Genomic DNA, 10,419 nt, shown 5'->3' with positions numbered 1-10,419 from the left:
TGAATCAACAAACGATTTCAGATAAGAAGCCGGTCTCGGTGTTATTACTCGGCGTTGACCGTCGTGCGGACGAACAAGGGCGCAGCGACTCGATCATCGTCATGACGCTCAACCCGAATTCGGATGAGAGCGCGATGCTGAGCATCCCGCGTGATACGAAGACGGAGATCGTCGGCAAAGGGACGATGGACAAGATCAACCACGCCTACGCATTCGGCGGTGCCGAAATGGCGATGGATACGGTCGAGAACTTCCTCGGCATCCCGATCGATTATGTCGCGGAAGTCGACATGAAAGGTTTCCAGGACGCGGTCAACTTATTCGGTGGCGTCGAAGTGACGAACAAGTTTGCCTTCACGTCGGGTGAGTATTCGTTCGAACCGGGAACGGTCAACCTGGATGGGGCAGAAGCGCTCGCCTATACACGGATGCGCTACGATGACCCGAACGGTGACTTCGGTCGTCAGGAGCGTCAACGTGACGTCATCACGGCGCTCGTCGATAAAGGAACGGACAGCTTCTCGATTTCTCGATTCAACAACATGCTCGACGTCCTCGGCAACAATGCCAAGACGAACGTGACGTTCAAAGACATTCGGACGCTCTCGAGCGAGTACATGACGGCTTTCAAAAACCAAAGCGTTCTTCGTCTCGAAGGAAGTGGCGGCAAAGAGAGCGACGGCATCTACTATTGGAACCCAGACGAGGCATCACTCGACGAAGTGAAGTCGTACCTCGGACAATTGATGGAACAATGACAGCAGCACTCGATTCGGATGAATCGGGTGCTTTCGTTTGTGGCATAATGAAAAGAAAAAGGAGTGACGGCCGTGCTCGATCGACTGACCCGACTCGCCATCGATGTGAGACATCGCTTCAAGGACCATCATATTAACGACTATAGCGCCACGCTCGCCTTCTTTTGGTTTCTCGCCATTTTCCCGATGTTCTTCGTCTTGTTCGCCGTCATGGCGTGGTTCAAGATCGATCAGGCGCTGTTGATCGAGCAGATCGAGACGCTCGTTCCGGGATCGAGCGTGCGGGAGCTATTGTCAATCGTCTACGACGTCAGTGGAAACTTGAATAGCGGGCTCGTGTCGGTCAGTGCCATCATCGCCTTCTGGTCGGCCTCGAACGGGACGGCCCGCCTCGTCAAGTTGACCGTCTTCGCTTATGGGGAGACGGAGGCGCGCGGCTATGTATGGCGCCGTCTGATCGGTTTGATGACAATCCTTGCCGGTAGCATCGGGGCCGTCATCCTCGTCGTCTTTCATGTGTTTGGACAGGAATTTATCGACTTGTTGTATGCGCTCTATCCTCAGGTGGAGGAGTTCGACCGCCTCTCGACGCTCACACGCTATACTGTTTCGACGATTATCTTGGTCTTTGCGTTCTCATTCTTTTATATGATCGCTCCGCAGCAACGCGTGCGCTTTTTTGAAACGTTACCAGGTGCCATCTTTGCCGTCATCTCGTGGCAACTCATCTCGACGGGATATAGCGTCTATGTCGAGCGGTTCTCGATTCTTGGGGACACGTACGGCACGATCGGGGTCGTCATCTTACTTCAAATCTGGCTCTATTTGACGGCAGCGACGATGCTCATTGGGGCGGAAATCAATGCCGCCTGGCCGCATCATATGCACCGGACACCGACAAAGACACATTTTCCGTGATAACTGGAAAGAAATGATTAGCATTTTTTGGAGACATGCTATAATCCAATGTGCAGTCGGGGAAAAGATATACAAACTGAATTTACGGAAGAAGGTGGCCCGATATGGCGAAACATCAGAAGAAATCAAAGTGGAAATGGATCCTTGGCATCACAGCGGGCGTACTGACACTCTTGCTTGTCGCAGGTGGCCTATTCGTCTGGTCGATGGTCGACGAGGTCAATGACACGGTGACGAAAGTAAACGATAACTTACAGATCAGTCCAGAACGAAAACAAGTCGAGACGATCGAAGAGAAGCGCTCGGTGTCTGTGCTCTTACTCGGAATCGACCGACGAGGAACGGAACAAGGACGAAGTGACTCAATCATCGTTTTGACTTTGAACCCGGATACGAACGAAGGGGCGATGCTCAGCATCCCGCGTGACACGAAGACGGAGATTGTCGGTCGTGGGTATCGCGATAAGATCAACCACGCCTATGCATTCGGTGGAGCGGAGATGGCGATGGACACGGTCGAGAACTTTTTAGATATCCCGATTGATTACGTCGTCGAGGCGGACATGGAGGCGTTCACAGAAGTCGTCGATGCGCTCGGTGGCATCACGGTCATGAACAAGTTCGCCTTCACTTCGGACGAGTATACATTCCCGGTCGGTGAAGTGACGCTCGACGGACAAAAGGCGCTCTCGTATACGCGAATGCGTTACGATGACCCGAACGGGGACTTCGGTCGCCAAGAACGGCAGCGTGATGTCGTCGCGGCCATCATCGAGAAGGGGCGCTCGGACTTCTCGCTCGACAAGGTGACGAATTTGCTCGACGTCGTCGGCAACCGGGCGAAGACGAACATCGAGTTCAATGAGCTCGTGACGCTCTCGACTGACTATATGGGCGCGTTCCGCAACGCGAGCACACTCCGTATCGAAGGTGGCGGCGGATTGGAGTCGGACGGCATCTATTATTGGAATCCTGACGCAGAGTCACTCGACGGGATTCAGACCGAATTGAAGCGTTTGATGGAATGAGTCGTCCGATAGGGACGGCTTTTTTTGTTTTGAAATGGACAAGAAGTGAAAAAAGGTAGAGAGAACAGAAGGAGGGAATCGTATGGATTGGCAACAAATCGAACCGATTTTGAATAAATGGGGTGGCGATGAACAGGCGTGGCATCGCCTGTTTGACAAGTGGGAGAGTCACGCTTGGCATGATCACGAAGCACCGAGCGAGATAACGAACGTCCTACTCGTCGATGCGAGTTTCGTCACGACGGAAGGGAAGCCAGACATGGGGGCACTCCATGATGTCCTCGCCAAGCATGTCGCAGGTACGATCAGCGACTTGCATCTCGTCTCACTCTTTCCTTACATTGGCCGTCAGACGGACACAGCCGTCGACCCGCGCATCCGATTGTATGAGGACTTAGGGGAGTTGAGCGACAACTTCCAACTCATGTATGAACTCGACCCGGTCGCCTACAATGCGGAGCAATTCGACCTACTTGCCGAGACGGATGCACTCATCGAGCGTCTCGCTTACGGGGCGACGAAGGTTCGGGTCCATGCGCAGTCATTCCGTGGGATGACGCGTGAAGAAGTAAAGGACGTGCTTAGACTGTGGCATAACGTCTTGCATCACTATAAACCGAACGGTCAACTCATTCTCGCCGAGGACGCGCTCGACGAGGCTGAATCATATCTCGATGTCGTGGACGCCGTCTGTCATTTTGATCTTGCGAGTCACGTGAACCTCGCACTCGCACAAGGGAAAGCGACACGACTGACCGAATGGACACGGAAGATCGCAGCACCACCTGAAGGGAAGACGTATTTCCACTTCTTGTCGAGCGCAGAGCGCGACCCGTTCGAGAAGAATCTATTGGACAACCATGAGCCGATGCTTCTCGCGGCACATAGTATCTTGTTCTCGCTTCAAGGCATCCCGTCCGTCGACTATCGGACACTTTTTGGGGTGAGCGGACCGACGGACGAAGAAGAACTCGTCCAATCGCTGAAGAAAGACGAGACAATACTCAATCGTTTTTCAAGAATCATGGGACAGCTGAACGTGAAGCGGTCGGAACCGACGTTGTCACCGTGTGCCATACAGCGCATCATAGATGTTGACCCGCACGTGTTCGCTGTCGAGCGGGAGGCTGAAGGACGTACGGTACGCCTGTATACGAACGTGAGTGAGAATGAGATTGAATTGGATGTTCAAGGGACGAACTTGTTTACGGGGGAACCGATTGAACATATGAAACTGCCTCCGTATGGATATGTGTGGTTACAAGAATAGGTCTTTTGATTCATAATTGAATTTTCGTTCATAGGTGTATTGACTCATATGATTGATAGGTGGAAAATGGAAGAGTAGGAAGTTTGTACACATCAAGAGTCAGTCATCAAAGGAGCGGATTTCCAATGGATTCATCTTTCTTTTTCATGATGTTTCGGTTGACGATGCAATCATTTTCATACTGGATGATTGCGATTTTATGTTTAGCTTTAGGCGCATACATCATTTTTTACCTGATCGACCGAGAGCGTGCAAACGTGTATCGAACGTGGTGGCGGATTAGTTTTTATGCGACCTTCCTCGGATTCACGGTAGTTGGATATGTATGGGATGAATTCATGATGGTCGACGTATGGAAGTTTATTGCCGTCGCCTTGCTCGTCGTGGTCATCGACTTCGGGCTGATGTCGCGGAAAGGAAAGATGAATCAAAAAAATCAGCTGCCGGAAGAACAATCGTTCTAACGGCAGCTGATTTTTTTAGTTATATCCGTTCGGGTTATTCGACTGCCAGTTCCAGGCGTCACGGCACATGTCACGAATGTTATGCTTCGCTTCAAAGCCGAGCATCTGTTTCGATTTCGTCGGGTCCGCGAAACACGTGGCGATGTCACCAGGACGACGGTCCGTCACTCGGTAAGGAACCGTCTTACCACTTTCTTGCTCGAACGCATGAACAAGGTCGAGGACACTATAACCCGTACCTGTCCCGAGGTTGAATGCCTCGACACCTCTTTGGTCCATGACGTAGTTAAGCGCCTGCAAATGACCTGATGCGAGGTCGACGACGTGGATATAATCGCGGACGCCCGTCCCGTCCGGTGTGTCATAGTCGTCACCGAAAACGCTCAGTTCGTCCAGCCTGCCGACAGCGACTTGCGTGATGTACGGCATGAGGTTGTTCGGCACATCGAACGGGTCTTCGCCGATCTGACCGGACGGATGTGCTCCGATCGGATTGAAGTAACGAAGGAGAGCGATGCTCCATTCGGAATCAGCGACGGCAACGTCACGTAAGATGTCCTCAATCATGAGTTTCGAGCGGCCATACGGGTTCGTCGCACTGAGCGGGAACGATTCGTCGATTGGTGTGCGTTCAGGCATCCCGTACACGGTCGCTGATGAACTGAAGACGATTCGTTTCACGTCAAACGCCTGCATGACTTCTAAGAGGACGGTCGTGCCGACGACGTTGTTTTCATAGTAGCGGAGCGGTTCTTTCACCGATTCACCGACGGCTTTCAATCCAGCGAAGTGGATGACAGCATCAATCGTATGCGTCAAGAAAACCTGTTCGAGTAGCGCACGGTCGAGGATATCGCCGAGATAGAAGGTGACTTCTTTTCCTGTCATCGCCTCGACCCGGTTCAGTGCCTCACGACTGCTGTTCGACAGGTTGTCGAGCACGATCACCTCGTGCCCAGCTTCAAGTAATTGAATGACGGTATGGGTACCGATATAGCCGGCACCACCCGTCACGAGAATCGTTTGGTTCATATGAAATACTCCTTTATTGATTGAGTTTCGTCAGACGAATGCGTGTCGAGTCGTCTTCGCCCACGAAGAGACGTAGTGAGTACGTGTCACTTTCATAGACGACGCCATCTTCTGTCTCGTACGTCGGTTCACCGAGCTCGAGGAACGTCTCTTTCGTCTGATCCGTATTCGACCAGTCGATGGCTTCGACTTGCTCATTTCTCATCGTGAAGAAGAGGCCGGGGTAGACGAGATACTCGTGTAGGACGTCCGAGTCGAAGCCACTTGCGGCACCGACATTTCCGACCAATTCATTCTCGTCCATCCCAAAGTAAGCTTCCGGCGATTCGTCAAACAACGTCTGATTGACGGAAGTCGACAACCAGTTCAATACGTCAGCATCACTGATGGAGGTAGCCGTCCATTCGGTGACCACTTCATCACGTGACACCCAGCCCGTCAGCTCGTTTAAGCCAAGTTCGAGTAGGAGAGCGTCGTCGCGTTCTTCGAGGACGTCATAACGGTCTCCGATATCAGCGATGTACACAACGTCCTCGCTGTCCGGTTCACTTACGAGTGGTGCATTTTTAACACCGATCCATACTTCCTCAAGTGCCTTCGTTTCGGCTACTGGTTCGGGTTCTGGTGTCGCAGGTTCTTCCGTGACAGTCGGTGTCGATGACGGTTTGAACAAATCTGAAACCATCGGATAAGCGGCATATCCACCTACGGATAAAAGAATGATAGCAATCAGGCCAACCAACCAGCCACGACTTTTCTTTCGGCGTGGACGCGCCGGTTTGATTTCACGATGTGATTTCATACGCTCCGTCCGTGAAGGAATCGTCGACTCCGGGACGTAGCGTGGTTTCGGTAATGTCGCTTCAGCGGGTGTGTCGGTTTCTGGTTCCACCGTTTCCTCGTGAGACGGTTCAACCACCGCCTTAGAGACAATCGGTTCGGCAACGGGTTGTGGTGTTGATTCTACAACTTGTGGGACGACCGCTTCCGATTGAAGCACCTCACTTTTCTCGAGAAGTGCGACGTAATAGCTCAAAAGGTCTACGTCCGTCTTTCCTTCTTTCAACCAGTTCGAAAAATCTGTAGCTGACTTTTCTTCAGCGGAGAGGGAATCGTTTGTCTCTCCAGTCAGTTCATGATAAGAGGCGGCAAGTGATTTGCCGTCTGCTAAATTTGTCTCAATACGTTGCTGTATGATATCTCGAGTTTGTCGGTCGAGCGTTGCGTACAGCTGGAGTAGGCGCTCACTTACATGCACTAGGGGTCTCCTCCTTTGTTAAGTTCTTCCTTTCAAAGTTTAGCAGATTTACATGTCAAAAAACCCATTTTTTTAAAAACGGGTCATCAAACGATGAAAATTTTGCTATACTGTTCTGGTATTGTCATTTTAAATATTATCTGCGGGAATTTTCCAGCAGTGAATTTATTGGAACAAAGGAGAGAAGGACAGAATATGAACGAAGAAACGATTTCCCTTGGAGAATTATTCTCCATCTTGAAGCGGAGCAAGTGGCTCATCGCAAGTTTAACCATCCTCGCAGCACTCATTGCCTTTCTAGTGAGCTCATTTGTGATCAGCCCGACGTATGAGGCGTCGACGCAAGTGCTCGTCGCACCGAAACAGTCGGAAAACACTATTGATTTAGGTCAAGTTCAGTCATCAATTAACTTGGTTAACACATATCGTGTCATCATTCAAAGTCCTGCTATTTTAGAACAAGTACAACAGAACGTCGTTGGTGCACCTGAAAATATTGTTAATATGATTAGTGTTAACAGTGAGCAAAACTCACAAGTCATTAACATCGCCGTCCAACATACGAACCCTGTCGTCGCAACGGATATCGCTAACGAAATCAGCCGCGTCTTCTCAAAAGAAGTGCCTGAACTCATGAGCGTGGATAACGTCAAAGTATTATCGGATGCGAACGTTCCGATGTTCCCGGTCAAACCGAATCTTTTACTCAACACGGCAATCGCAGCTGTGCTTGGAATGATGATTGGCGTCGCGATCGCCTTTCTCAAAGTCGTGCTTGATCGCCGCATCAAGACAGAGCAAGACGTCGAGACGATTCTCGAGCTTCCGGTACTCGGATCGATTCCGGTTATCGATCGTGTCGAGATGCAGCAACAACGTCAAGCGAAGGTGAAGGGGGAAGAGGTCCGTGTTTAAGTTTGGAAAAAAGAAATCAAAACATATTCAGTACGATAAGACAGGTCGTGACTTGATTACGGTCCATAAACCGAAGTCACCGATTTCAGAGCAGTATCGGACCATCCGGACGAACCTCGAGTTCACCGCAGTGGATGACGAGTTACAGACAGTTGTCATCACATCTTCTTCGTCAGGCGAAGGAAAGTCGACGACAGCCTCGAACTTGGCCGTCGTTTACGCTCAACAAGGCAAGCGCGTCCTATTAATGGACTGCGATATGCGCCGTCCAACGGCTCACTTCACGTTTCGTCTCTCGAACGGGATTGGTCTCTCGACGGTTCTTGCGAAGAAGACGACGCTTGATAAAGCGATCCACTCGACACAAGTTGAGAACTTGGAATTGATGGCGGCAGGACCAATCCCGCCGAACCCGTCCGAGTTACTCTCGTCGAAAATGATGGACCGCACGCTTGAAGAGTTGAAACAACATTATGACGTCATCATCTTGGACGCACCACCGATGATGCAAGTCGCAGACACGCGACTCTTAGCACGTAAAGTAGACGGCGTCGTCCTCGTTGTCGGTTGTGACAAGTCAGACCGTCAGATGGTCGTCAAAGCGAAAGAGCAATTGGTCCTTGCGGATGCCCACATCCTTGGTGTCGTCCTCAACAAACGCGAACCACAAGGTAGCGATGATTACTACTATTACTACGCATACGAATAAAAGGAGAATCACGCCATGATTGATATCCATTGTCATCTTCTTCCGGCCGTCGATGACGGTCCGGGAACGGTCGAACAAACAATTGAGATGGCGAGACGCGCCGTAGAGGAAGGGGTGACCGCAATCGTGGTCACCCCCCACGCGTTTCACCCTCAATTTGAGACAGAAGATTTGAACGTTCAGGAAGCCGCAGCAACACTTCAAAACGTCTTACATCAAGAAGGGATCGAACTCGACATTTATTCAGGTCAAGAGATTCGTGTGTTTGGAGATCTTGTACAGGCGTTAGGAACTCGACATTTATTCAGGTCAAGAGATTCGTGTGTTTGGAGATCTTGTACAGGCGTTAGAAGACGGAGAAGCGCTTTCTCTTGCTGGGTCACGCTACGTCCTTGTCGAGTTCCCAAGTGACACGGTGCCGGCATATGCCGAGCAATTATTTTTCAGGCTACAGACGGAAGGGTACACGCCGGTCATCGCTCACCCAGAACGAAACAAGGAACTTGCGACCAATCCGAAACGATTGATGGACTTCGTTTCGTCAGGCGCCTTGTCACAAGTGACGACTAGTAGCTTAACAGGCGAGTTTGGTCAAAATGTGAAAGAGATTGCGTTCGTCTTCTTACGCAATGGCTTGAGCCAACTCGTCGCCTCAGATGCCCATAGTACGGGACGCCGTACGTTTTACTGGAAAGCAGCTGAACAAGCGGTGACGGAAGAACTAGGAGTAGGACGTTGGGAGACATTAACGGAGAATTCGGAAGCGGTCGTGAAAGACGAGTTCGTCTTTGTCGATCCCCCGATTTTACCGACAAAGAACTGGCGAGGGAAATGGAAGAAGTAAATCCTTTATTTTTACATAATAAGTTGACAATTAATGACTATTATGATTATTGTCGACACTTGTCGAACGAAAATAGATTTTAATTTCCTTACCTTGGTTTTTTCATTAGGTCAAAAGTGTTAACCTTATAATATATTTTAGTAAGGATGTTAAATCCATCCTTTTTTTTAATTATTTAAACTATACAGATTCATTCGTGGGAGGCCATCATGGTGCATAAACAAGTAAAAAAGGCAGTCATCCCTGCAGCGGGTCTTGGCACGCGTTTCTTGCCGGCGACAAAAGCAATGCCAAAAGAAATGTTGCCGATTGTAGATAAGCCAACTATCCAATACATTATTGAAGAAGCTGTTGCTTCAGGGATTGAAGATATTTTAATCGTAACAGGAAAAGGGAAGCGCGCGATTGAGGATCATTTTGATTCTGTCCCAGAACTCGAACAAACACTTATCGAAAAAGGGAAGTCGGAATTTTTAGCGCTCGTTGAAGAGACAACAAACATTAATATTCACTTCATCCGTCAATCGAAGCCGATGGGATTAGGTCATGCGGTGCTTCAAGCGAAAGCATTTGTTGGCGATGAACCGTTCGTTGTTATGCTCGGAGACGATATTGTTCAAGCTCAAGTACCTTGTACTAGGCAGTTAATTGAACAATATGACAAAACGGAGAGTTCAATCATTGGCGTGCAAACGGTATCAAGTGATGTCACGCATCGTTATGGCATCGTCGATCCACAAGAATCGTTAGAGAGTGGTTTACATAAAGTAGCCGCTTTCGTGGAAAAACCAGCGCCAGGAATGGAACCATCAAACTTAGCGATTCTCGGACGCTATTTATTCACCCCTCTAATCTTTAAGTATTTAGAAACCCAAGAGGCTGGAGCAGGAGGCGAGATTCAATTAACGGATGCCATCACTCGTTTAAATGAAAAGCAACGTGTATTCGCATTTGAATTCGACGGAGTACGTTATGATGTGGGGGAAAAACTAGGCTTTATTCAGACTACTCTTGAGTTTGCTTTAAACCGTTCAGACTTAAGGGAAGACGTACTCAAAATTATGACGCAATTGCTTGAAAAGCAAACAACAGTAGAGAGTACTATGTAAAAATATAGAAAAGAGTTTTTTTTTCAATTTGAAACAACACAAAGAATAAATATAATAAAGTGCGCAGCAGGTTCTTTGTATCGTGGGAAAAACATTTATATAGAACCTAAATAT

The 10,419-nt window shown here is 49.4% G+C and carries 12 protein-coding genes; 10 read left to right on the top strand and 2 right to left on the bottom strand.

Annotation, left to right across the window (positions count from 1 at the left end; all coding sequences use genetic code 11):
- From ON063_RS13440 to ON063_RS13420, 5 genes are all read left to right on the top strand, one after another.
- Window positions 1-758 (top strand): LCP family glycopolymer transferase (locus ON063_RS13440; protein ID WP_274665475.1); only part of this gene is annotated, 758 nt, incomplete at its 5' end.
- A 72-nt stretch (window positions 759-830) separates the two neighbouring features.
- A complete protein-coding gene (locus tag ON063_RS13435; protein ID WP_274665474.1) occupies window positions 831-1,676 on the top strand; it encodes a YihY/virulence factor BrkB family protein in 846 nt (281 codons plus the stop codon).
- 104 nt (window positions 1,677-1,780) lie between these two features.
- A complete protein-coding gene (locus ON063_RS13430) occupies window positions 1,781-2,704 on the top strand; it encodes an LCP family glycopolymer transferase (RefSeq protein ID WP_274665473.1) in 924 nt (307 codons plus the stop codon).
- Between the two features lie 82 nt (window positions 2,705-2,786).
- Window positions 2,787-3,974: a hypothetical protein gene (locus ON063_RS13425; protein WP_274665472.1), complete on the top strand. Its 1,188-nt coding sequence runs from the start codon at window positions 2,787-2,789 to the stop codon at window positions 3,972-3,974.
- A gap of 125 nt (window positions 3,975-4,099) precedes the next feature.
- A complete protein-coding gene (locus ON063_RS13420; protein WP_274665471.1) occupies window positions 4,100-4,438 on the top strand; it encodes a hypothetical protein in 339 nt (112 codons plus the stop codon).
- 15 nt (window positions 4,439-4,453) lie between these two features.
- Here ON063_RS13420 and galE read toward each other — a convergent pair whose 3' ends face one another.
- Both galE and ON063_RS13410 read right to left on the bottom strand, forming a co-directional pair.
- Entirely contained in the window at window positions 4,454-5,470 is a 1,017-nt protein-coding gene (gene galE / locus ON063_RS13415) for a UDP-glucose 4-epimerase GalE (RefSeq protein ID WP_274665470.1), read from the bottom strand.
- Window positions 5,471-5,483: 13 nt separating this feature from the next.
- Window positions 5,484-6,728, bottom strand: a complete 1,245-nt coding sequence (locus ON063_RS13410) for a hypothetical protein (RefSeq protein WP_274665469.1) — start codon at window positions 6,726-6,728, stop codon at window positions 5,484-5,486.
- A 195-nt stretch (window positions 6,729-6,923) separates the two neighbouring features.
- Between ON063_RS13410 and ON063_RS13405 the strand changes: the two genes are divergently transcribed.
- From ON063_RS13405 to galU, 5 genes are all read left to right on the top strand, one after another.
- Window positions 6,924-7,643, top strand: coding sequence for a YveK family protein (locus ON063_RS13405; protein WP_274665468.1), 720 nt, complete (start codon window positions 6,924-6,926; stop codon window positions 7,641-7,643).
- Entirely contained in the window at window positions 7,636-8,352 is a 717-nt protein-coding gene (locus tag ON063_RS13400; protein ID WP_274665467.1) for a CpsD/CapB family tyrosine-protein kinase, read from the top strand. The genes ON063_RS13405 and ON063_RS13400 overlap by 8 nt, the downstream gene beginning before the upstream one ends.
- A gap of 15 nt (window positions 8,353-8,367) precedes the next feature.
- Window positions 8,368-8,763, top strand: coding sequence for a CpsB/CapC family capsule biosynthesis tyrosine phosphatase (locus ON063_RS14940; RefSeq protein ID WP_446719143.1), 396 nt, complete (start codon window positions 8,368-8,370; stop codon window positions 8,761-8,763).
- The gene (locus ON063_RS13395; RefSeq protein WP_274665466.1) at window positions 8,675-9,196 is read left to right on the top strand and encodes a tyrosine-protein phosphatase; all 522 of its coding nucleotides are present in this window, start codon (window positions 8,675-8,677) and stop codon (window positions 9,194-9,196) included. The genes ON063_RS14940 and ON063_RS13395 overlap by 89 nt, the downstream gene beginning before the upstream one ends.
- Before the next feature lie 212 nt (window positions 9,197-9,408).
- The gene (gene galU, locus ON063_RS13390; RefSeq protein WP_446719142.1) at window positions 9,409-10,305 is read left to right on the top strand and encodes a UTP--glucose-1-phosphate uridylyltransferase GalU; all 897 of its coding nucleotides are present in this window, start codon (window positions 9,409-9,411) and stop codon (window positions 10,303-10,305) included.
- Window positions 10,306-10,419 lie beyond the last annotated feature (114 nt).

The organism is Exiguobacterium sp. B2(2022) (genome assembly GCF_028823655.1).
GTDB lineage: Bacteria > Bacillota > Bacilli > Exiguobacteriales > Exiguobacteriaceae > Exiguobacterium > Exiguobacterium aestuarii_A.
The sequence above is the reverse complement of the archived record's forward strand: the minus strand, read 5'-3'. Positions and strand labels throughout refer to the sequence as shown.

Excerpts from the sequence above, each read along its gene's own strand:
- ON063_RS13430 (WP_274665473.1), top strand. The coding sequence starts at position 1,781 with ATGGCGAAACATCAGAAGAAATCAAAGTGGAAATGGATCCTTGGCATC.
- ON063_RS13425 (WP_274665472.1), top strand. The coding sequence starts at position 2,787 with ATGGATTGGCAACAAATCGAACCGATTTTGAATAAATGGGGTGGCGAT.
- ON063_RS13420 (WP_274665471.1), top strand. The coding sequence starts at position 4,100 with ATGGATTCATCTTTCTTTTTCATGATGTTTCGGTTGACGATGCAATCA.
- galE (WP_274665470.1), bottom strand. The coding sequence starts at position 5,470 with ATGAACCAAACGATTCTCGTGACGGGTGGTGCCGGCTATATCGGTACC.
- ON063_RS13405 (WP_274665468.1), top strand. The coding sequence starts at position 6,924 with ATGAACGAAGAAACGATTTCCCTTGGAGAATTATTCTCCATCTTGAAG.
- ON063_RS14940 (WP_446719143.1), top strand. The coding sequence starts at position 8,368 with ATGATTGATATCCATTGTCATCTTCTTCCGGCCGTCGATGACGGTCCG.